21 protein-coding genes are annotated in these 20901 nt (G+C 74.6%); 13 read left to right on the top strand and 8 right to left on the bottom strand.

The features are described from left to right. Positions 1 to 55: 55 nt before the first annotated feature. A complete protein-coding gene (locus tag A6V29_RS06930) occupies positions 56 to 2743 on the bottom strand; it encodes a bifunctional acetate--CoA ligase family protein/GNAT family N-acetyltransferase (RefSeq protein ID WP_137159629.1) in 2688 nt (895 codons plus the stop codon). A gap of 66 nt (positions 2744 to 2809) precedes the next feature. Then, positions 2810 to 3991 carry an acetoin utilization protein AcuC gene (locus A6V29_RS06935; RefSeq protein WP_137159630.1) on the bottom strand — a complete coding sequence of 394 codons (1182 nt, stop codon included), beginning with the start codon at positions 3989 to 3991 and terminating at the stop codon, positions 2810 to 2812. A gap of 172 nt (positions 3992 to 4163) precedes the next feature. Between A6V29_RS06935 and A6V29_RS06940 the strand changes: the two genes are divergently transcribed. Continuing rightward, complete coding sequence (locus A6V29_RS06940; RefSeq protein ID WP_137159631.1) at positions 4164 to 4889, top strand: iron-dependent transcriptional repressor DtxR; 726 nt, start codon at positions 4164 to 4166, stop codon at positions 4887 to 4889. An 89-nt stretch (positions 4890 to 4978) separates the two neighbouring features. Then, entirely contained in the window at positions 4979 to 7063 is a 2085-nt protein-coding gene (locus A6V29_RS06945; RefSeq protein ID WP_212719083.1) for a S9 family peptidase, read from the top strand. 59 nt (positions 7064 to 7122) lie between these two features. Here A6V29_RS06945 and A6V29_RS06950 read toward each other — a convergent pair whose 3' ends face one another. From A6V29_RS06950 to A6V29_RS06960, 3 genes are all read right to left on the bottom strand, one after another. After that, positions 7123 to 8178 carry a DUF4192 domain-containing protein gene (locus tag A6V29_RS06950; protein WP_137159632.1) on the bottom strand — a complete coding sequence of 352 codons (1056 nt, stop codon included), beginning with the start codon at positions 8176 to 8178 and terminating at the stop codon, positions 7123 to 7125. Between the two features lie 80 nt (positions 8179 to 8258). Further along, a complete protein-coding gene (locus A6V29_RS06955) occupies positions 8259 to 9017 on the bottom strand; it encodes a hypothetical protein (protein WP_137159633.1) in 759 nt (252 codons plus the stop codon). 25 nt (positions 9018 to 9042) lie between these two features. Continuing rightward, the gene (locus A6V29_RS06960) at positions 9043 to 9336 is read right to left on the bottom strand and encodes a Dabb family protein (protein WP_137159634.1); all 294 of its coding nucleotides are present in this window, start codon (positions 9334 to 9336) and stop codon (positions 9043 to 9045) included. A gap of 96 nt (positions 9337 to 9432) precedes the next feature. Here A6V29_RS06960 and A6V29_RS06965 point away from each other — a divergent pair, with 96 nt between their 5' ends. The 5 genes from A6V29_RS06965 to A6V29_RS06985 are packed head-to-tail and all read left to right on the top strand — an operon-like array spanning position 9433 to position 14311. Next, on the top strand, positions 9433 to 10686 hold the full coding sequence (locus A6V29_RS06965; RefSeq protein WP_137159635.1) for a glycosyltransferase family 4 protein: 1254 nt from the start codon (positions 9433 to 9435) through the stop codon (positions 10684 to 10686). Beyond that, entirely contained in the window at positions 10680 to 11456 is a 777-nt protein-coding gene (locus A6V29_RS06970; RefSeq protein WP_137159636.1) for a class I SAM-dependent methyltransferase, read from the top strand. The genes A6V29_RS06965 and A6V29_RS06970 overlap by 7 nt, the downstream gene beginning before the upstream one ends. Continuing rightward, positions 11443 to 12555 (top strand): prenyltransferase/squalene oxidase repeat-containing protein, encoded by a 1113-nt coding sequence (locus A6V29_RS06975; RefSeq protein WP_249933077.1) that lies wholly within the window; start codon positions 11443 to 11445, stop codon positions 12553 to 12555. The genes A6V29_RS06970 and A6V29_RS06975 overlap by 14 nt, the downstream gene beginning before the upstream one ends. Beyond that, entirely contained in the window at positions 12552 to 13415 is an 864-nt protein-coding gene (locus tag A6V29_RS06980; protein ID WP_170977731.1) for a glycosyltransferase family 2 protein, read from the top strand. The genes A6V29_RS06975 and A6V29_RS06980 overlap by 4 nt, the downstream gene beginning before the upstream one ends. Then, positions 13415 to 14311 carry a glycosyltransferase family 2 protein gene (locus A6V29_RS06985; protein WP_137159638.1) on the top strand — a complete coding sequence of 299 codons (897 nt, stop codon included), beginning with the start codon at positions 13415 to 13417 and terminating at the stop codon, positions 14309 to 14311. The genes A6V29_RS06980 and A6V29_RS06985 overlap by 1 nt, the downstream gene beginning before the upstream one ends. A gap of 12 nt (positions 14312 to 14323) precedes the next feature. Here the strand turns inward: A6V29_RS06985 and A6V29_RS06990 are convergent, their stop codons facing one another. The 3 genes from A6V29_RS06990 to A6V29_RS07000 are packed head-to-tail and all read right to left on the bottom strand — an operon-like array spanning position 14324 to position 16595. Further along, positions 14324 to 14653, bottom strand: coding sequence for a TraR/DksA family transcriptional regulator (locus tag A6V29_RS06990; protein ID WP_137159639.1), 330 nt, complete (start codon positions 14651 to 14653; stop codon positions 14324 to 14326). Then, positions 14650 to 15330: a class I SAM-dependent methyltransferase gene (locus A6V29_RS06995; protein WP_249933078.1), complete on the bottom strand. Its 681-nt coding sequence runs from the start codon at positions 15328 to 15330 to the stop codon at positions 14650 to 14652. The genes A6V29_RS06990 and A6V29_RS06995 overlap by 4 nt, the downstream gene beginning before the upstream one ends. Beyond that, the gene (locus tag A6V29_RS07000) at positions 15327 to 16595 is read right to left on the bottom strand and encodes a YibE/F family protein (RefSeq protein WP_137159640.1); all 1269 of its coding nucleotides are present in this window, start codon (positions 16593 to 16595) and stop codon (positions 15327 to 15329) included. The genes A6V29_RS06995 and A6V29_RS07000 overlap by 4 nt, the downstream gene beginning before the upstream one ends. A gap of 224 nt (positions 16596 to 16819) precedes the next feature. Between A6V29_RS07000 and A6V29_RS07005 the strand changes: the two genes are divergently transcribed. The 6 genes from A6V29_RS07005 to A6V29_RS07030 all read left to right on the top strand — a co-directional run. Continuing rightward, entirely contained in the window at positions 16820 to 17317 is a 498-nt protein-coding gene (locus A6V29_RS07005; RefSeq protein WP_137159641.1) for an Hsp20/alpha crystallin family protein, read from the top strand. A gap of 79 nt (positions 17318 to 17396) precedes the next feature. Then, positions 17397 to 17768 carry a helix-turn-helix domain-containing protein gene (locus A6V29_RS07010; RefSeq protein ID WP_137159642.1) on the top strand — a complete coding sequence of 124 codons (372 nt, stop codon included), beginning with the start codon at positions 17397 to 17399 and terminating at the stop codon, positions 17766 to 17768. A 56-nt stretch (positions 17769 to 17824) separates the two neighbouring features. Beyond that, a complete protein-coding gene (locus A6V29_RS07015; protein WP_137159643.1) occupies positions 17825 to 18160 on the top strand; it encodes a metal-sensitive transcriptional regulator in 336 nt (111 codons plus the stop codon). Positions 18161 to 18186: 26 nt separating this feature from the next. Further along, positions 18187 to 18393, top strand: a complete 207-nt coding sequence (locus tag A6V29_RS07020; RefSeq protein WP_137159644.1) for a heavy-metal-associated domain-containing protein — start codon at positions 18187 to 18189, stop codon at positions 18391 to 18393. 28 nt (positions 18394 to 18421) lie between these two features. After that, on the top strand, positions 18422 to 19348 hold the full coding sequence (locus A6V29_RS07025) for a DUF8832 domain-containing protein (RefSeq protein ID WP_137159645.1): 927 nt from the start codon (positions 18422 to 18424) through the stop codon (positions 19346 to 19348). Beyond that, positions 19345 to 20901, top strand: a 1557-nt coding sequence (locus A6V29_RS07030; protein WP_137159646.1) for a heavy metal translocating P-type ATPase, incomplete at its 3' end; no start/stop codon positions are given. The genes A6V29_RS07025 and A6V29_RS07030, both read left to right, overlap by 4 nt.

Here is a 20901-nt window from a genome sequence, read left to right on the forward strand (position 1 = left end):
CCCCCCTCACCGTCGACCGTGAGGGGGGACCCGTCGTCGTGAGGGGGGACGGCGGCTACACCGGCGACCGCATCCGCCGCGCGCCGGGGTCCACCCGCGCGGTGGGCCGGCCGACCACGCAGGTGCCGCCGGCGATCATCAGCGAGCGCCCGCCGTGCCAGGGGTTCGGCGGGCCCACGATGACCGGCTCGAGCGTCAGCCGGAGCACCTCGGGCAGGTCGTCGGCCAGCCGGGCGACCCGGAGCAGCAGGTCCTCGAGCGCGTCGGTGTCCACCGGCTCGGATCCTCGCCAGCCGTCCAGCAGCGGCCACGCCCGCGGCGCCCGCACCAGTTCGGCGGCGTCGAGATCGGTGAGCGGGAGCGTGCGGAACGCGCGGTCGCCGAGCAGCTCGGTGGCCACACCTCCGAGCCCGAAGCTCACCAGCGCACCGAAGGAGGGGTCGTCGACGATCTCCACGACCGTCGCCACCCCGGGCGCCGCCATCTCCTGCACGATCACCGGGTCGCCGGACGGGATCGCGGCGAACGCGGTCCGCACCGCATCGGCGTCGGCCAGGTCCAGCCGGACCCCGCCGAGGTCGGAGCGGTGCCGCAGCCAGGGCGCGGTCGACTTCAGCACCACCGGGTAGCCGATCTCCTCGGCCGCGGCGACCGCCGCGTCCGCGTCGGTGACAGTCCGGGTGCCCAGCAGCGGGACGCCGTAGGCGCCGAGCAGCGCGATCAGCTCGTCGTCGTCCAGCTCGCGGCCGTCGGGCGCCGAGGCGAGCGCCTTCTTGACCACCGCCCGCGCCGCGGCCTCGTCGACGTCGGGCAGCTCGGGCACCTCGCCCACCGGGCGCCGGCGCCAGCGGGCGTACTCGACCGCCTTCGCCAGCGCGATCACCGCGCGCTCGGGGGTGCTGTAGGACGGCACGGAGCCGCGTGCCGGCATCCCGTGCTCGTCGAGGACGGCGAGCTCGGGCGGCACGCCCTCGGTGGACAGGAAGCTGGCCAGCACCGGCTTGTCGGAGCCGACGGAGACCTCGCGCAGCGCCGGTCCGAACTCCTGCGAGCCGGCCATCAGCGGCGGGAGGAACACCGCGATGACGGCGTCGACCCCCTCGTCGTCCACGGCTCGTTGCAGCGCCGCCCGGAACTCCTCGGGGGTGCCGTTCGCGCCGATGTCGATCGGCGCCTCGTGCGCCAGCTCCAGCCCCTCCTCCAGGACCGCGTCGGCGACCAGGACGCCGATCGCCGTCGAGTTGCCGACGACGGCGACCCGGTTGCCCGCCGGTAGCGGCTGGTGGGCGAGCAGCGTGCCGACGTCGAACATCTGCGCCACGGTCTCGACCCGGATGACCCCGGCGGAGGCGAACAGCGCGGCGACCGACTCCTCCGGCACGGCGACCGACGTGCCGGCCAGGCCCGGGGTGACGCTGACGTGCCGCCCGCTCTTCACCGCCACGACGGGCTTCGTGCGCCCGACGGTGCGGGCGAGCCGGGCGAACTTGCGCGGGTTGCCGAAGCTCTCCAGGTGCAGCAGGACGACCTCGGTGCCGGGGTCGGTCGCCCAGTACTGCAGCAGGTCGTTGCCGCTGACGTCTGCGCGGTTGCCGGCGGACACGAACGTGGACAGCCCGATCCCGCGGCTGCGCGCCCGCTCCAGCAGGGCCACGCCGAGCGCACCGGACTGGGCGAAGAAGCCGACCCGGCCCCGCCCGGGCACCATCGGCGCCAACGAGGCGTTGAGCCGCACCGCGGGGTCGGTGTTGACCACGCCGAGGCAGTTCGGGCCGACCACCCGCATCCCGGACGCGCGCGCCGCGACCACGAGCCGGCGCTCGGCCTCGCGCCCCTCCGGTCCGGTCTCGCCGAAGCCGCCGGACACCACGATCAGCCCCCGCACGCGCTTGCGGCGGGCCGCCTCGACCACTCCGGCGACCTCGTCGGCGGGAACCGCGAGGACCGCCAGGTCCACGTCGTCCGGGACGGACTCCAGGTCGGCGTAGGCCGGTACCCCGCGCACGTGCCGGGCCGTGGGGTTCACCGGGTACACGGGGCCGGCGAACCCGTAGTCGAGCAGGTGCCGCAGCAGCGCGTTGCCGATCTTGTCCTCGTCGTTGCTGGCGCCCACCACGGCGACCGAGGACGGGGTGAGCAGCCGGGCGATGGACCGTGACTCGCTGCGCTGCTCGCGCTCGTAGGTGACCGCGAGCGCGTCCTCGGTCTGCTCGATCGGGAAGGTGAGGTGGACGATGCCGTCCTCGTAGGAGCGGGCCGACTTGTATCCGGCATCCCGGAAGACCCGCACCATCGAGCTGTTCTGCGCCAGCACCTCGGCCACGAACCGCTTGATGCCGCGTTCCCGGCCGGCGGCGGCCAGGTGCTCGAGCAGCACCGAGCCCAGGCCGCGGCGCTGGTGGGCGTCCTCGATGAGGAAGGCCACCTCGGCATCGTCGGTGCCCGGGTAGCGGTCGTAGCGGCCGACGCCGATGACCTGGTCGCCGAGCAGCACGACGAAGGCGACCCGGTTGTCGTGGTCGACGTGGGTGAAGCGGTGCAGGTCCTTGTCCGACAGCCGCTTCATCGGCCCGAAGAACCGGTAGTAGCGGGTCTGGTCGCTGCTGCGCTCCATCAGCCCGGTGAGGCCCTCGGCGTCGTCGGGGCGGATCGGGCGCAGGTGCACCGTCCCGCCGTCGGCGGCCACGATGTCGGCCTCCCAGTGCTTCGGCGGCGTCGGGTCGATGGATTCTTCGATCGTCACGGCAGCCTCCGGCCGCCCAGCAGGGGCCCACCGCGAGCCCGCGAGTGGTGGGGGGCTGGGCGGTCCTTAATCACGGGGGTCGTCCGGGTCGAGTCCGAGGAGCGGGAAGCTGGCCGTGCGGGTGCGGAGGATGGCCCGGTCCACCCGGGAGCCGCTGAGACTGTCCCAGCGCGAGAAGCCGGTGTACCCGCCCTCGGTCATGTGCGTCGGAGGGCGGGCGCGCAAACCCCGGGCGGCGACGTCGTCCCGCCACGACTGCGGGATCTCCGTCGCCGGGTCCAGCGGGGCGCCGGCCACCTCCGCGAGCAGGTGCGTCCAGGCGCGGGGCACCGCCCGGACGAGCCCGTAGCCGCCTCCGCCGAGGGCGATCCAGCGTCCGTCGCAGATCTCGTGCGCCAGCTCGTGCATCGCCCGGTAGCTCGCCCGCTGGCCGTCGACGGTGAGCGACAGGTCGGCCAGCGGATCCTCGTGGTGGGAGTCGCAGCCGCACTGGGTGACCAGGATCTGCGGCGCGAAGGCACGCAGCACGCTGGGGACGACGGCGTCGAACGCGCGCAGCCACCCTGAGTCGTCGGTGCCGTTGGGCAGCGACAGGTTGACCGCGCTGCCCGAGGCCTTCTCCGGGTCCCCGGTCTCCTCGGCGAAGCCGGTGCCCGGCCAGAGGGTCAGCGGCGTCTGGTGGATGCTCACGGTGAGCACCCGGGGGTCGTCGTAGAAGGCCGCCTGCACGCCGTCACCGTGGTGGACGTCGAGGTCGACGTAGGCGATCCGCTCGTACCCCTGCCCCAGCAGCCAGGCGATGGCCACCGCGGCGTCGTTGAACACGCAGAAGCCCGAGGCCGCGTCGCGCATCGCGTGGTGCAGGCCGCCGGAGATGTTGACCGCGTGCTGGGCGGCGCCGGTGTGCACCTGCTCGGCGGCGAGCACGCTGCCGCCGGTGATCAGCGCCGCGGCGTCGTACATGTCCGGGAAGATCGGGTTGTCCGACGTGCCGAGCCCGTAGCCCACGGTGGGGTCGGAGGGGGCCCGGCGCACCGCCTCGAGGAACGCGGGGTCGTGCACCAGGGTGAGCAGCTCTTCGTCGGCGGGCGTGGGGCGGAGCACGCGGATCCGGTCGCCGGACAGCACGCCGAGCTGGTCGGCCAGCCGCATCGTGAGGTCGAGCCGCACCGGGTGCAGCGGGTGCTCGCCGCCCATGGTGTAGCTGAGCAGAGCCTCGTCCCAGACGACGGCGACCGAGTCGCTCACCGCACCTCCTCGTGCCGGACCCGGCGGCGTGAACGCGGTTCGCGCACGGGCCGCCCGACGGGAGCGACGCTACCGGCGTGAGTGGCGGCACGTCCTCCTGACCGGGGCTGCGCGTCCCCCTGGAGGGCGCTCGCAGCCCCGTAGACTGGCCGGCAACACGGAGGAGGACTGCGTGAACGACCTGATCGACACCACGGAGATGTACCTCCGCACCATCTTCGAGCTCGAGGAGGAGGGCATCGTCCCTCTGCGAGCCCGGATCGCGGAGCGGCTCCACCAGAGCGGCCCCACGGTGAGCCAGACGGTGGCTCGCATGGAACGCGACGGTCTGCTGACCGTCGAGGGCGACCGCCATCTGCAGCTGTCCGAGGAGGGGCGGCTGCTGGCCACGGCGGTCATGCGCAAGCACCGGCTGGCCGAGTGCCTGCTGGTCGACGTGATCGGCCTGGACTACGCCGACGTCCACGAGGAGGCGTGCCGCTGGGAGCACGTGATGAGCGAGGCCGTGGAGCGCCGCCTGCTCTCGCTGCTGGGCAACCCCACGGTCTCCCCCTTCGGCAACCCGATCCCGGGGCTGGACCTGCTGCGCGGCGAGGAGCCGGTGGGCGGCGAGACCTCCGCGGTCCTGGACGCGCTCACCCTGCTGTCCACGACCGCGACCCCAGAGGGGCGGCCGGTCGTGATCCGGCAGATCAGCGAGCAGCTGCAGGAGAACACCGAGCTGCTGCGGGCCCTGGCCGAGCAGGGGGTGCGGCCGGGAGTCACGAAGCAGGCGCGGCTGGCCGAGGGCTCGGTGAGCCTGGACGGTTACGTGCTGCCGATGGGCGTGGCCCAGCACATGTTCGTCAGCGCCGTCGACGAGGAGCTCACCCCGCTCGAGGCAGCGCCCCTGCTCTGAGGCGCCGGCCCGGGGTGGCCGATCGGAGCGCGGCGGGGACCGTCTCACTACGGTGAGGCGGTCCCCGCCGCCGCTGAGAGAGGGCCCCGGTGAGCTCCTCCGCCCCGTCGTCCGCCGAACCGTCCCCCGAGTCGCCCGCCGAGCAGGTGCCCTCGCCCTTCCACCGGCTGAGCGACTTCGTCGCCCTGCCGCGGATCGGTGCGCTGGCGCTGTCCCCCGACGGCTCGCGCCTGGCCGTCACCGTGGCCACGCTGGACCCCGCGAGGAAGAAGTGGCGGACCGCCCTCTGGGAGGTCGACCCCGCCGGCGAGCGTCCGGCCCGCCGGCTGACCCGCAGCGCGCCGGGTGAGTCCTCTCCGGTCTGGGCTCCGGACGGCTCGCTGCTGTTCACCTCGGCCCGCCCGGATCCGTCGGCCGCGCAGGAGGGCGAGCCCAAGCCCGGGCTCTGGAGCCTGCCACCCGGCGGCGAGGCCCGGATGGTGCTCGCCCGCCCCGGCGGCGTCGCGGCGGTGGCCGTCGCGGCCGACACCGGTGACGTCGTCGTCGCCTCGCCCACCCAGCCGGGAGGCGCGGAGACCGAGGCGGACGAGGAGCGCCGGAAGCGGCGCGCCGACGCCGGCGTGACGGCGATCCTCCACGAGACCTATCCCATCCGGTACTGGGACCACGACCTGGGCCCGGCCGCGCCGCACCTGTTCTGGGCCGGCCGGCTGCCGACGGAGGAGGTCGCTGACGGCGAGCCGCCGGCGTTGCGCGACCTGACCCCCGACGCCCTCCCGCCGCACGGGTCGGGAACCGAGTTCGCGCTGTCGCCGGACGGCCGGTTGCTGGTCCGCTCCGAGGAGGTGCCCGACGGCCCCGCCGGGCACCGCAACCGGGTGGTGCTGACCGCCACCGACGACGGCGACACCCGGGTGCTCGTCGACGACCCGCTCGCCGACGTCTACGGCGCCCGTTTCTCCCCCGACGGCCGCTGGGTGGTCTGCGTGCGGGAGTCGCTGTCCAGCTACGCCGAGCCACCGGACTACACCCTGCTCGTCGTCGACGTGGACAGCGGCGCGGCGCGCGACCTGACCCCCGACTTCGACCGCTGGCCGAGCGCTCCGCAGTTCAGCGCCGACGGGGCGGCCGTCTACTTCCTGGCCGACGACGACGGGCGGCACGCCGTGTTCCGCGTGGACCTCGCCGGCGGGGACCCGGTGCGGCTGACCGCCGACGGCGCGTACAGCAACCTGCAGGTCGCCCGCGACGGGAGCGCCCTCTACGCGCTGCGCTCGGCCTACGACTCCCCCGACGTGCCGGTGCGGCTCGATCCGCGGACGCCGCTGCAGGACCCCGACGTGCTGCCGAACCCGGCCACCCTCGACTCGCTGCCCGGCACGCTGACCGAGCTGCGGACGACGGCCGAGGACGGCGCCGAGGTGCAGTCGTGGCTCGTGCTGCCCGAGGGCGCCTCCGCCGACTCCCCCGCTCCCCTGGTGCTGTGGATCCACGGCGGGCCGCTGATGAGCTGGAACTCGTGGTCGTGGCGGTGGTGCCCCTGGGTGCTGGCCGCCCAGGGCTACGCGGTGCTGCTGCCCAACCCGGCGCTGTCGCAGGGCTTCGGCCAGGACTTCGTGCGCCGCGGGTGGGGCGAGTGGGGAGCCGCGCCCTACACCGACCTCATGGCCGCCGTGGACGCCGCCGAGCGACGCCCGGACATCGACGCCTCGCGCACCGCGGCGATGGGTGGCTCGTTCGGCGGCTACATGGCCAACTGGATCGCCACGCAGACCGACCGTTTCCGGGCGATCGTCAGCCACGCCGGCCTGTGGCACCTGGACTCCTTCACCGGGACCACCGACGCGGCCTACTTCTGGGAGCGCGAGTGGGGCGACCCGCTCGCCGAGCCCAAGCGCTACGAGCAGTACTCGCCGCACCGGTTCGCGGACGCCATCCGAACGCCGATGCTGGTCATCCACGGCGACAAGGACTACCGCGTGCCGGTGGGCGAGGCGCTGCGGCTCTGGTACGACCTGCAGAAGCGCGGCGTGCCCTCGAAGTTTCTCTACTTCCCCGACGAGAACCACTGGGTGCTGACGCCGGGCAACTCGATGGTCTGGTACGAGACGGTGCTCGCGTTCCTCGCCGAGCAGGTCCTGGACCGGGAGTGGCAGCGGCCCGAGCTGCTCTGACCCGCACTGCCCTGACCCGCACTGCCCTGACCCGCACTGCCCTGACCTCGACGGTCGGGTCACCACCGGCCGAGGTCCGGCTCCCGGCCGGCCTCGGCGAGCAGGGACTCGACGAGAAAGGCGCGCAGCCGGCTCGGCGGGACGCAGGCCGTCAGCGCGTCGGCGAGCACCCCGGCGAGGTGGTAGCCGGGATCGCCGGCCAGCGCACGGTCCAGCGCGATGTTGGCCATGGCCCCGTCACCGCGCAGCCAGGCGGTGACCGCGAGCAGGGTGGCGGGCGCGGCGTCCAGCGGTGCCGGCGCGCGGCGGACGCACTCGGTCCACAACGCCTCGGCCGCCGGGGCCTCGGCGCCGAGGCACAGCCGCAGCGCCCGGTCGCGGACCGGCACGTCGCTCAGGCTGCACACGATCCGGGCCAGCTCGTCGTCGTCGAGCCGTTCGCGCACCGGCCCCGGCCGGAAGCGCCGGACCGCCCGCAGGATCCGCTCGTCGGCCGCCGGCCCGGTGCGTTCGTGCGGTCGGGCGGCGAACTCCGCCATGATCCGCGCGCAGGCCTGCTCGGCCGCGGCGCGGGCGACCGGCAGGGACGGGGTCAGCCGCTGCTCCAGCTCCGCCCGGTCCGCGGCGACCACCATGCCGGCGGCGACCGAAGCGGCCGCGATCGCGCCGGTCCCGCCCGGCAGTGCGGTGCCGGCCCCCGGAGCGCAGCACGGCTGGGCGCAGTCGAAGTCCCACCACCGGCCGCCGCGCGCCAGCAACGCCTGCTCCAGCGACAGGCCGACGTCGTCGAGGGCGAGCACCACGTCGTGCACCAGCTCCCGGTGCGGGAGACCGACCCCCGACCATCCCGGCTCGTCCGGGTCCTCCGAGACGACCACCGCCAGCGCTCGCTGCGCGCCGTCGGTGGCCAGGCGCCGGGCGAGTGACGCCGCGAGCTCGCGGCCGTGGCCCGCGGGCGGGAGATCGGCCCGCGCGGTCAGCCCGACCCGACGGCCGGACTCCCCTCCGAGGGCGATGAGGACGACCGACTCGCGCGGCCGGTAGCCCAGCAGGTGCGGCAGCCCGGCGACGAGGTCACCGGGGTCGTCGATGCGGACGGTGGGTCTGGTCTCCATGGGCGTCGACGCTGCCCGTCGGGCACCGCCGCCGGACCCCGCCGACGGGATCTGTGGAGCCACCCACGCCTGTGGACGGCCTAGTCGAACGCGGCGGCCTGCGCCTGGTAGGCCTGCTCGAGCAGCGCCGCGAACGCCGCGAGGTCCAGCTCGACGCCGGCACCGGTCGGGTCGACCGAGAGCGTCGTGAGGATGACCAGCCGGTCGCCGTCCTGCACCGCGCCCACGAGCGCCGGCACCGACACCGACGTCCCGTCGGGCAGCCCGACGAGGGTCGTGTAGAGCAGGGCGGCGGAGCCGTCGCCGAGGTCGCCGACCGGCACCTCCTCGAACGTCACGGTCGCCTCCCCGATCTCCGGGGAGCTCACCTGCGCCTGCGGGCACCGCTCGACGGCCCCGGCCAGCTGGTCGATCGCTCCCTCGACCGGGCCGCCGCGGGTCAGCATCTCGACGGTGACGGTCGTGCCCTCCGTGGCGCTGACGGCAGCGACGTCGTCGAAGTCCGCCAGGTCCGGCTGGGTGCCCTCGACGGCGCCCGAGCAGGACTCGGGCGTGATCTGGACGTCGTCCAGCTCCGCGGCGATGCCGGCGCCGGCCTCGAGGTCCTCGGGCGACACCGCGGCCACCACGGCGTCGGGCCCGAAGTCGTCGGCCGTGAGCAGCCCCGAGGCGAGGTCGGGCTCGGCCTGCTCCGAGGCTGTCGCCTCCTTCGCGCCGGCGTCGGCACCCGTGTCCGCGTCGCCGTCGTCACCCCCGCCGCACGCGGTGAGGACGGCGGCGCAGGCCACGCCGGCGGCGAGCAGCCGCACGCGGCCGAACGGGCGGGGTGTCGTCGACATGGGACGACGGTATCCGCCGGGCCGATCAGGTCCGGTACTGGACGGCGGCGCGCGAGGCGAGGATCGGGCGCACGTGCTCGGCGAGCACCGCGAGGTGGTCGGGGTGCTGGGCGTACCGGCGGAAGGCCTCGACGTCGGGGAAGTCGGCGATCAGCACCGCGTCCGCGTTGCCGTCGGTGAGCCCCGCGTCCTCCTCGACGACCAGCGAGGTCATCCCGCCCACCGCCTGCCGCAGGTTCCGGAGGGCGGCGACGGTGGTGCCGCGCCGCTGCGCGTCCGCCTCCGGGGACCACGTGAACGTGACGACGTGACGGATCATGCGGTGCACCCTGCCAGGTGGTGGATGCACCCGGACGGGGGTCGCGGCACGGCTGGTATCCGGGCACGTCGGGGTGCCTCGTTAGAGTTCCCGACCATGGGACGGTCGTTGCGCATCGCACTGCTGTCCTACCGCAGCAAGCCCCACGGCGGCGGCCAGGGGGTCTACGTCCGGGCGCTCTCGCGCGAACTGGCCGCGCTGGGGCACCGCGTCGAGGTGTTCAGCGGGCAGCCCTACCCGGTCCTGGACGAGGGCGTCGCCCTCACCCCGCTGCCCAGCCTGGACCTCTACCGGGAGCCCGATCCGTTCCGCATCCCGCGGCCGTCGGAGTTCCGCGACCGGATCGACGTCCTCGAGTACGCGACCATGTGCGCGGCCGGCTTCCCCGAGCCGCTCACCTTCACCCTCCGCGCCGCGCGGCACCTCCTCCCCCGCGCCGCCGAGTTCGACGTCGTCCACGACAACCAGTCGCTGGGCTACGGGCTGCTGAAGCTCGCCCGAGCGGGGCTGCCGACGGTCGCGACGGTGCACCACCCGATCGCCATCGACCGCGAGCTGGAGCTCGCCGCGGCGCCGTCGCTGCACCGGAAGCTCACGCTGCGCCGCTGGTACGCGTTCACCCGCATGCAGGCCAAGGTGGTGCGCCGGCTCGACGCGGTCACCACGGTGTCGGAGACCTCGCGCACCGACATCGAGAAGTACATGGGGCTCCCCGCGTCCCGCGTGGACCTCATCCCCAACGGCATCGACCCCGCCGTCTTCGCGCCCCCCGCCGAGGGACGGCAGCGCGACGCGGACTCGATCCTGGCCATCACGAGCGCCGACGTGCCGCTCAAGGGCCTGGTGCACCTGCTGGAGGCGCTCGCCAAGCTCCGCACCGAGCGGCCGGTGACGCTCACCGTCGTGGGCACCGCGCGTCCCGGGGGCCCCGCCGAGGCCGCCCTGGACCGGCTCGCCCTGCGCGACGCCGTCCGCTTCACCGGCCCCGTGCCCGAGGAGGAGTTGATCGCGCTGCTCCAGCGGGCGGCGGTCATGGCCATCCCGTCGCTCTACGAGGGCTTCTCGCTGCCGGCCATCGAGGCCATGGCCTGCGCGACGCCGCTGGTCACCACCGACGCGGGCGCCCTCCCCGAGGTGGTGGGCACCAAGGCCGGGCTGCGGGTGAAGGCCGGCGACGTCGGGGAGCTCACCGCCGCGCTGAAGCTGGTGCTCGACTCGCCGTCGCTGGGCGAGCAGCTGGGCCGCGCCGGGCGCCGTCGGGTGCTGGACAACTACACCTGGCGGGCCACCGCCGAGCGCACCGCTGACTGGTACGCGCAGACCCTGGAACGGAAGGGACTCCCTTGCTGACAGTCGACTACGACCTGCTCGACCTGCGGCCGGGGATGCGCGTGCTCGACCTCGGCTGCGGCGAGGGCCGGCACGCCTTCGAGGCCTACCGCCGGGGCGCGGACGTCGTCGCCGTCGACTGGGGCGTCTCCGAGGTGCAGACGACGAAGCGCTGGCTGGGCGCGATCGCCGAGGAGGGCGAGGCGGGGCTGCGGCCCGACGGCACCCCGGCCCGCTTCGAGGTGGTGCGCGGTGACCTGCTGCACCTGCCCTTCCCCGACGCCAGCGTCGACCGGGTCATGGCGTCGGAGGTGCTCGAGCACATCCCGGACGACGTCACGGCGATGGCCGAGATCTTCCGCGTGCTCAAGCCGGGCGGCCGGATGGTGATGACGGTGCCCCGGTACGGCCCCGAGCGGATCTGCTGGGCGCTGTCCGACGAATACCACGCCAACGAGGGCGGCCACATCCGCATCTACCGCCGCGGCGTCGTCCGCGAGCGGCTCGCCTCCGTGGGCCTGGTGCCCGGCCGGACGCACCACGCGCACTCCCTGCACGCGCCGTTCTGGTGGCTGAAGTGCGCGGTCGGCGTGGAGAAGGACAACGCCGCCGTCCGCGCCTACCACCGCCTGCTGGTGTGGGACCTGATGCACCGACCGTGGCTGACCCGCACCGCCGAGAAGCTGCTGGACCCCGTGTTCGGCAAGAGCTTCGTCATCTACGCGGACAAGCCGGCCGACGCCGGTGCCCCGACGGCCGACGAGGTGGAGCAGGTCCTTGCCGCCGGCTGAGCGCGCCCTGCTGCTGCCCGAGCTGCCCGGCGTGCTGACGGGCGACCAGGTGCGCGCCACCGTCGCCTGGATCGCCGCGCAGCAGGACTCCGACGGCGCCCTCCCCTGGTTCCGCGGCGGCCAGCTCGACCCGTGGGACTCCGTCGAGGCGGCCATGGGCCTGGACCTGGGCGGCGAGCACGAGCGGGCCGCAGCCGCCTACCGCTGGCTGGCCGGCCGGCAGCGCCCCGACGGCTCGTGGGCGGCCGAGTACCGCGACGGCGCCGAGGTCTCCGCCGCCGTCGAGAGCAACCACGCCGGCTACCTCGCCGTCGGCCTGTGGCACCGGTGGCTGATCACCGCCGACGAGCAGCTCGTGACCGAGCTCTGGCCGACGGTGCGCCGGGGGCTGGACCTCGTCGTCGCCATGCAGCTCGACGGCGGCGCCATCGGCTGGGCGCTGCGCCGCGACCGCACCCCGGACTCGCTGGCCCTGCTCACCGGCAACGCCAGCCTGTTCCAGGCGCTGCGCTGCGGCATCGCGCTGGCCGGGCTGGTGGGCGAGCCGCAGCCGGACTGGGAGCTGGCGGTCAGCGACCTCGGCACCGCCCTGCGCACCCGGCCCGAGGCGTTCGCCGACAGGTCGCGCTACTCGATGGACTGGTACTACCCGATCCTCGGCGGCGCGGTCACCGGTGCTCAGGCCCGCGACCGGCTGGCCGAGGGCTGGGACACCTTCGTCGTCCCCGGCCTGGGCGCCCGGTGCGTGTCGGACCGGCCGTGGGTGACCGGGGCCGAGACCTGCGAGCTGGCGCTCGCGCTCGTGGTCGCCGGGCAGCGGGACGCCGCGCTCGAGCAGGTCGCGGCCATGCAGCACCTGCGGGACGACGACGGCTCCTACTGGACCGGCTACGTGTTCGCCGACGACGCGCGCTGGCCGATCGAGCAGACCACCTGGACCGCCGCCGCCGTGCTGCTGGCCGCCGACGCCCTCTCGGGCGCGTCCCCGGCGTCGGGCCTGTTCGCCGATCCGTCCGCGCTGCCGCCGGCCGGCACGACCGACGACGACGCCCGGACGGCCGATTGGGTACCGGGAGGTGCGGGCACGGTCACCCCGTGACCCAGTCGCTCCCCGCTGCACCCGGCGACGTCACCGTCGTCGTCGCCAGCCGGAACCGTCGCGCCGACCTGCTGACCTCCCTCCCCCGGCACGAGGCGCCGGTGGTCCTCGTGGACAACGGCTCCACCGACGGCACCGTCGACGCGGTGCGCGCCGCCCACCCCGAGGTCACCGTGCTCCCGCTCGAGCGCAACGTCGGCGCCGCCGCCCGGACGCTGGGTGCCGCACGCGCCGGGACCCCGTTCGTCGCGTTCGCCGACGACGACTCCTGGTGGGCACCCGGCGACCTGGCCCGCGCGGTGGAGATCATGCGCGCGCACCCGCGGCTCGCCGTGCTCAACGCCCGCATCCTGGTCGGGCCCGAGGCGCGGCTGGATCCGGTGTGCGCGGAGATGGCCCGGAGCCCGCTGCCCGCCGACGACCTGCCGGGGCCCGCGCTGCTGGGCTTCGTGGCCTGCGCCGCCCTGGTGCGCCGGGAGGCGTTCGAGGAGGTCGGCGGCTTCGACGCGATCGTCCGCTTCCCCGGCGAGGAGGAGCGGCTGGCCCTGGACCTGGCGACGGCGGGGTGGCGCATGGCCTACGTGGACGAGGTGACCATCCACCACCACCCCTCGCCACGGCGCGACGACCCCGGTCGCCGGCAGGCGGGGATCTGGCGCAGCCGGCTGCTCACCGCGGCGATGCGGCTCCCCGCTGCCGACCTCGCCGCCGTCCTCGCCGGAGCCGTGCGGTCCGGACGCGCGGGGCGCACCGGGTTGCTCCGGGCGCTGCCGGACGTGCCGGCCGCGTTGCGCCACCGGCGGCCGATCCCGCCGCGGGTGCGTGCCGACCTGCGGTTGCTCGCGGGCGAGGCCGCCTGATGCGGGACCCGCGGGTCGCCGTCGTCGTCATCACCCACCAGCGGCGGGACGAACTGCTGCGGGCGCTGGACCGGCTGCTGGCGCTGCCGGAGCAGCCGCACGTCGTCGTCGTCGACAACGGCTCCACCGACGGCACGGCCGAGGCGGTCCGGTCGCGGTTCCCCTCGGTGGAGCTGATCGCCAGCCGCCGCAACCTCGGCGCGGTCGGGCGGAACCTCGGCGTGGCCCGGCTGGACACCCCCTACGTCGCGTTCTGCGACGACGACACCTGGTGGGAGCCCGGCTCGCTGCGCACCGCGGCGGACACCCTCGACGCCCACCCGCGGCTCGCCGTCGTCACCGCGCGGATCCTGGTCGAGCCCGGCGGCACCGAGGACCCGATCGTGCCCGAGCTGCGCGACTCCCCCGTGCGCGGCGCGGACTGGCTGCCCGGCCCGGCGCTGGGCTCGTTCCTGGCCGGGGCCTCCGTGCTGCGGCGGGCGGCCTTCGACGACGTCGGCGGCTTCTCCGAGCGGCTCTGGCTCGGCGGCGAGGAGGAGCTGATGGCCGGTGACCTCGCCGCCCGCGGCTGGGAGCTGTGCTACCTGCCGGCGCTCACCGTGCACCACGAGGCCAGCCGGGCGCGGGATCCGCACCGGCGCCGCCGCGACGGCATCCGCAACACCCTCTGGACGACGTGGCTGCGCCGTCCCGCCCGCCCGGCGCTACGCCGCACCGCGCACCTGCTGCGCACGGTGCCGCGCGACCGGGTCACCGCGCTCGGCCTGCTGGACGCCGTGCGGGGGCTGCCGTGGGTGCTGCGCGAACGGCGCGTCCTCCCGCCGCACGCCGAGGCCCGGTTCGCCGCGCTGGACGAGGCCCAGCGCCGCTCCACCGCCCGCCGCTACGTCTCGTGAGCCCGGGGCGGCTCAGCGGGCGCAGTCGATGCAGGTGCGGGCGGTCGGCCGGGCGGCCAACCGCTCCTCGCCGATCGGCCGCCCGCAGTTCTCGCACCGCCCGTAGGTGCCGGCCTCCACGGCCGTGACGGCGGCGTCGACGTCGGCCAGCCGGCGACGCGCCTGGTCGAGCAGCGCGGCGACCTGCTGCCGCTCGAACGCGATCGTCGCGCCCTCGGGATCGTGCTCGTCGTCGGCGTTGGACGCCTGCGACGCGGCGACGATCTCGTCGAACTGGCGGGTCAGCGCCTCGATCTGCGCCAGCGCGGCGGCGCGCTCGTCGGCGAGCGGGTCGCCGGTCACGAGTCGCGGCGCAGCAGCCGCATCGAGCCGACCGCGGAGAGCTCGGTGAAGTCGCCGGTCTCCAGCACCCGCCGGTAGACGCCGTAGGGCGCCTGGCCGCCGTCGGCCGGGTCCGGGAAGACGTCGTGGATCGCCAGGGTGCCGCCGACGGCGAGCTTGGCGACCCACGCGTCCTGGTCGCGGCGCGCCGACTCCTCGGTGTGCGAACCGTCGAGGAACAGCAGCGCCAACGGCGTGCTCCACAGCGGAGCGAGGATCTCCGACCTGGTGACGACGGCGATGACGACGTCCTCGGCACCGGCCTCGGCGATGGTGCGGCGGAAGCGCGGCAGCGTGTCGACGAGGCCGACGGCGGGGTCGACCAGCGACGGGTCGTGGTACTCCCAGCCGGGCTGGTGCTCCTCCGAGCCGCGGTGGTGATCGACCGTCACCACCTGCCGGCCGGTCTCCCGGGCGGCGGCGGCCAGGTAGAGCGCCGAGCGCCCCATCCAGCTGCCCACCTCGAGCAGCGGCCCGGGCACGGCGACCGATCGGGCGGCGTCGTAGAGGGCCATGCCCTCGTCGTCGGGCATGAAGCCGGGGGCGGCCTGGGCGGCGGCGAGGAGCGGAAGGACCCCGTCCACCTCCCCCCTCGCAAGCTCGGGGCGAGCCTCGGGACGGGGCCGGTCGATGGTCATCGGGCGAATCTAGCCTGCAGCGCGGACAGCCTCCGCTCCGTGGCCTCGCCGGCGGAGGTGGCGGCGGCCTTGGCGAAGAAGGCGCCGACCGCCGTCGTCACCGGGACCGCCAGGACCAGGGCGATCGCCCCGACCAGCGTGCGGATGACCTCCTCGGCGAGGGCGGAGGAGGTGACCAGGGTCCACATCGGCTGGTCGTAGAGCTCGAAGAGCAGCAGCAGCGGCAGCGCGGCCCCCGCGTAGGCGAAGACGATCGTGTACACGGTCGACGCGATGTGGTCGCGGCCCACCGTCATCCCCCGGTCGTACAGCTCCCGCCAGGTCATCGACTGGTCCACCTCGTGCAGCTGCCACACCGCCGAGGCCTGGGTGATCGTGACGTCGTTGAGGACGCCGAGCCCGGCGACGACGATCCCGGCGAGGACCAGGCCGGAGAAGTTCAGCGTGGGGTCGAAGTTGTTGAGGGTCGTCGTCTCCTCGCTGGTCAGCCCGGTGAGCCGGGCGGAGGAGACCGCCAGCGACCCCAGCACGGCGACCAGCGCCAGCCCGAACAGCGTGCCGACCAGCGCCGTCGTCGTCCGGGCGGAGAAGCCGTGCGCCAGGTAGAGGACGACGAACATGATCGCCGCGGAGCCGACCAGGCTGACCAGCCACGGCGAGGACTCCGACAGCAGCCCGGGGATCATGAAGTTCAGCAGGACGAAGAAGGCGAACGCCAGGCCGACGAGCGAGGCGAGGCCGCGCCAGCGGGCGACCAGCCCCACCACGAGGGCGAACGCGATCGCGAGGGTGATGATCGGGGCGTCCCGTTCGTAGTCGAAGAACTGGTAGCCCGCACCGCCCTCCGCGCCGGCGTCCCGGGTGAGCACCAGGGTGTCGCCCTCGTCCACGCCACCGGCAACCACGTCGGGGGGCAGGTCGACCTGCACGTAGTCGCCGGCTCCCTCGCCGTCCAGCACCTCGACGACCGCTGTCCCGCACGTCGCCGGCCGCCCGGGGTCACCGCACTCGAACTCCTCCAGCGACACCACCCGCGCATCGGGGTAGGTGGTGCCCGGCGGCAGGTAGGTGGCCGCCACCTCCTGCGCGCGGGTCGGCTCGCCGCTGGGCCACAGGACGAACAGGCCGATGATCGTCGCCAGCCCGACGGGCACCAGGACGAGCAGCATGAGCCAGACCGCCCGTCGGCGCAGGCGGAGGGTCTCCGGGCTCGGCGGTGGCGCGTCGGGATCGGGCCCGTGGGTGTGCGTATGACCGGTGGACACCGGGTCAGGCTAGGAGCCGCACCGCCGGCAACCGGCCCCCGACACCGGCTCCCCTCGGGAGTGCTCGCCGGACCGCCTCGTACCGCGCCTCACGACGGCAGGGAATATCTAGCACACAAGGACGTTGTATCTAGCGCATGCCCGAGGTAATCTCTAGCCGCCACTAGAGGTTCCACCTCGGGCAGCGAACAGACGACAACTACACACGAGGAGGTTCCGCCATCATGCTGACCGCATACGATCCGTTCGCCGCCACCTCCGCCGCCTTCCGCGCGCTGGACCAGTTGACCGGCCGGGCCGGCGCCGGCACCGCCCGCGCCCTGTCGGGCATGCCCATGGACGCCTACCGGGTCGGCGACAACTTCGTCGCCCACCTCGACCTCCCGGGCATCGACCCCGGTTCGATCGACCTCTCGATCGAAGGCAACACGCTCACGGTCCGCGCCGAGCGCAGCGTTCCCCAGCTCGAGAACGCCGAGTGGCTGATCGCCGAGCGCCCGTTCGGGAGCTACACCCGACAGCTGGTGCTGGGCCGCAGTCTCGACACCGATCGGCTGGAGGCCAGCTACCACGACGGCGTGCTCACCGTGAGCATCCCGGTGGCCGAGAAGGCGAAGGCCCGCAAGATCACCGTGAACAGGGCGGACGCACCCGCCGCGGTCGAGGCCCGCACCATCGAGGGCGAGTCCTCGTCCGAGGAGCAGAAGTCCGTCACCAGCTGATGACGGCGACCGGAGGGGCCGGACCCACGCACAGGGTCCGGCCCCTCGGCGTCTCGTACCGACCCGAAGGAGGACGGCGATGGCCGACGACACCGCCCCTGCCGACCCGTTGCGCCGCCTCGACGACCCCGACTTCCCCGCCCTGACCATGAGCCAGGCCGCCGAGCTGCTCGGCGTCCGTGCCGCCTTCCTGCGCAGCCTCGACTCCTCCGGCGTCCTGCAGCCGCACCGCTCCACCGGTGGCCACCGGCGCTACTCCCGCAGCCAGCTCGGCCTGGCCGCCCGACTCCGGGGACTGCTCGACGACGGCCACTCGCTGGCCTCCGCCGAGCTCATCGTCGGCCTGCAGGACCAGCTCACCGCTGCGCACGAGCACCTGGACCGGCTGCGCTCCGACGTGTCACGGCTCCGGCAACGCGCCGCGGGCAAGCCTGGCGCGGATACACCCTAGGGGGGTATAGTTCCGCCTCGCGCTGCGAGGGTCGCGGCCACGGCAGGAGGTCCGGCGTGCACACCGTCGAACAGGTCGGCGACCACCAGCAGGCGAGCCTCGAGCACGCGCCGCACGGCTACATCGGCCGCAAGGACGACTACCTCAAGCGGCTGCGCCGCATCGAGGGCCAGGCCCGCGGGCTGCAGCGCATGGTCGAGGACGAGAAGTACTGCATCGACATCCTCACCCAGGTCTCGGCGATGACGAAGGCGCTGCAGGCGGTCTCGCTGGGACTGCTCGAGGAGCACCTGAGCCACTGCGTCGTCCAGGCCGCCCGGACCGGCGGCCGCGAGGCCGACGAGAAGATCCGCGAGGCCTCCGACGCCATCGCCCGGCTCGTCCGCTCCTGACCCCCCACCCCCCGAGAGGAACCCCCATGACCACCGCCACCTTCACCGTCGTCGGCATGACCTGCGGCCACTGCGTCACCTCCGTCACCGAGGAGGTCTCCACGGTCCCCGGCGTCACCGACGTCGCGGTCGACCTCGAGTCCGGTGGCCTGACCGTCACCAGCGACGCCCCGGTCGACGAGACCGCCGTCCGCGCCGCCGTGGAGGAGGCCGGTTACTCGGTCGCGGGCTGATCCAGCCCGCACCGGCGACCGCATCGCCATGAACACACCGGTCAAGCTCGCCGGCTTCGGCATCGGGCTGCTCGCGATCTTCGGCGCCGCCACCGGCGTCGGTGCGCTGGTCGGCCCGATCGGCTCGACGGCCGAGGAGTCCGCAGCGGCCGGGCACGACATGGCGGCCGAGCAGGGCGCCGCGCACGGGGAGCAGGCACCGCACGAGCCCGACGGCACCCACCTGCCGGCCGGGCTCGTGGTCTCCGAGGACGGCTACGCGCTCGTCCTCGACCGGCCCGCGGTCGCGGCCGGGGACGCCGTCCCGCTGGCCTTCCGGATCGAGGGGCCCGACGGGCACGCGGTCACCGACTTCGCGGTCCGCCACGAGGAGGACCTGCACCTGATCGCCGTCCGCCGTGACCTGACCGGCTACCAGCACGTGCACCCGGAGATGGACGCCGACGGCGTCTGGCGGGTGCCCCTGGAGCTCACCCCCGGCTCCTGGCGGGTGTTCGCCGACTTCGCCGCGAGCGCCGACGGCGAGGACCGGGTGCTCGGCGCGGACCTCGCCGTCGCCGGCGACCACGCCCCGCAGCCCCTCCCCGCTCCCGCGGCGGTCGCCGAGGTGGACGGCTACACCGTCGTCCTCGACGGCGAGCTGACCGCCGGCGAGGAGACCGAGCTCCGCTTCGGCATCAGCCGGGACGGCGCTCCGGTGACCGACCTGCAGCCCTACCTCGGCGCCTCCGGGCACCTGGTGGCGCTGCGCCAGGGCGACCTCGGCTACCTGCACGTGCACCCGACCGACCCGCCCGGCGGCGCGGCACCCGCCCCCGGGCCGAACATCGGGTTCGCCACGACCGCACCCTCGGCCGGCACCTACCGGCTGTTCCTGGACTTCAAGCACGGCGACATCGTCCGCACGGCCGCCTTCACGGTGACCGTCGGCGCGCACGAGGAGCACGGCTCATGACCACCGCCCCGACCGGGCCGCGCACCGACGTCGAGCTGCTCATCGGCGGGATGACCTGCGCCGCCTGCGCCAACCGCGTGGAGCGGAAGCTCAACAAGCTCGAGGGCGTCACCGCCACCGTCAACTACGCCACCGAGAAGGCGAAGGTCAGCGTCACCGGCGACGTCACCACCGACGACCTCATCGCCACCGTCGAGCAGACCGGCTACACGGCCGCGCTGCCCGAACCGCCACAGGCGGAGGAGCCGGCCGAGGCCGATCCGGTCGCGCCGCTGCGGACCCGGCTCGTCGTCTCCGCGCTGCTCAGCGTGCCGGTGATCGCGCTGGCGATGGTGCCTGCCTGGCAGTTCGAGTACTGGCAGTGGCTCTCGCTCACCCTCGCCGCACCCGTGGTGGTGTGGGGCGGGCTGCCGTTCCACCGTGCCGCCTGGACCAACCTCCGGCACGGCGCGGCCACGATGGACACCCTGGTCTCGCTGGGCACGCTGGCCGCGTTCGGCTGGTCGATCTACGCGCTGTTCTGGGGCACGGCCGGCATCCCGGGCATGGTGCACCCCTTCGAGCTGACCATCGAGCGCTCCGACGGCAGCGCCAACATCTACCTCGAGGCGGCCGCCGGGGTGACCACGTTCATCCTGGCCGGCCGGTACTTCGAGGCGCGGTCCAAGCGGCGGGCGGGTGCCGCGCTGCGGGCGCTGCTGGAGATGGGCGCCAAGGAGGTCTCGGTGCTGCGGGCCGGGGTCGAGCTCCGGGTGCCGGTCGACCAGCTCGCCGTCGGCGACTCGTTCGTGGTCCGCCCCGGGGAGAAGATCGCGACCGACGGGGAGGTCACCGAGGGCTCCTCGGCCGTGGACGCCTCGATGCTCACCGGCGAGTCGGTGCCCGTGGAGGTGGGCCGGGGCGACACGGTCGTGGGGGGCACCGTCAACGCGGGTGGCCGGCTGGTCGTGCGGGCGACGCGGGTGGGCGCGGAGACGCAGCTCGCGCAGATGGCCCGGCTGGTCGAGGACGCGCAGAACGGCAAGGCCGAGGTGCAGCGGCTCGCCGACCGCATCTCGGGCATCTTCGTGCCGATCGTGCTGGCGCTCGCGGTGGCCACGCTCGGCTTCTGGATCGGCACCGGCGCCGGGCTGCCCGCGGCGTTCACCGCGGCCGTCGCCGTGCTGATCATCGCCTGCCCCTGCGCGCTCGGGCTCGCCACGCCGACCGCGCTGATGGTCGGCACCGGCCGCGGCGCGCAGCTGGGCATCCTCATCAAGGGCCCGGAGGTGCTGGAGAACACCCGCCGGGTCGACACCGTCGTCCTGGACAAGACCGGCACCGTGACCACCGGGCGGATGACCCTGCTCGACGTCGTGCCCGCCGAGGGCGCGGACGCCGACGCCGTGCTGCGGATGGCCGGTGCCCTGGAGGCGGCCTCGGAGCACCCGATCGCGCAGGCCGTCGCGACCGCCGCGGCCGAGCGCGGGCCGCTGCCCCCGGTCGAGGGCTTCACCAACGTCGAGGGCCTCGGCGTGCACGGCGTGGTCGAGGGCGCGGCCGTCGTCGTCGGC

The organism is Blastococcus sp. CCUG 61487 (assembly GCF_005222955.1).
Classification (GTDB): domain Bacteria; phylum Actinomycetota; class Actinomycetes; order Mycobacteriales; family Geodermatophilaceae; genus Blastococcus.

Bases quoted from the DNA above. Each gene is read 5' to 3' on its own strand.
- A6V29_RS07020 (WP_137159644.1), top strand. From the start codon at position 18,187: ATGACCACCGCCACCTTCACCGTCGTCGGCATGACCTGCGGCCACTGC.
- A6V29_RS07010 (WP_137159642.1), top strand. From the start codon at position 17,397: ATGGCCGACGACACCGCCCCTGCCGACCCGTTGCGCCGCCTCGACGAC.
- A6V29_RS06965 (WP_137159635.1), top strand. From the start codon at position 9,433: ATGGGACGGTCGTTGCGCATCGCACTGCTGTCCTACCGCAGCAAGCCC.
- A6V29_RS06995 (WP_249933078.1), bottom strand. From the start codon at position 15,330: ATGACCATCGACCGGCCCCGTCCCGAGGCTCGCCCCGAGCTTGCGAGG.
- A6V29_RS06950 (WP_137159632.1), bottom strand. From the start codon at position 8,178: ATGGAGACCAGACCCACCGTCCGCATCGACGACCCCGGTGACCTCGTC.
- A6V29_RS06960 (WP_137159634.1), bottom strand. From the start codon at position 9,336: ATGATCCGTCACGTCGTCACGTTCACGTGGTCCCCGGAGGCGGACGCG.
- A6V29_RS06985 (WP_137159638.1), top strand. From the start codon at position 13,415: ATGCGGGACCCGCGGGTCGCCGTCGTCGTCATCACCCACCAGCGGCGG.
- A6V29_RS06955 (WP_137159633.1), bottom strand. From the start codon at position 9,017: ATGTCGACGACACCCCGCCCGTTCGGCCGCGTGCGGCTGCTCGCCGCC.
- A6V29_RS07025 (WP_137159645.1), top strand. From the start codon at position 18,422: ATGAACACACCGGTCAAGCTCGCCGGCTTCGGCATCGGGCTGCTCGCG.
- A6V29_RS07005 (WP_137159641.1), top strand. From the start codon at position 16,820: ATGCTGACCGCATACGATCCGTTCGCCGCCACCTCCGCCGCCTTCCGC.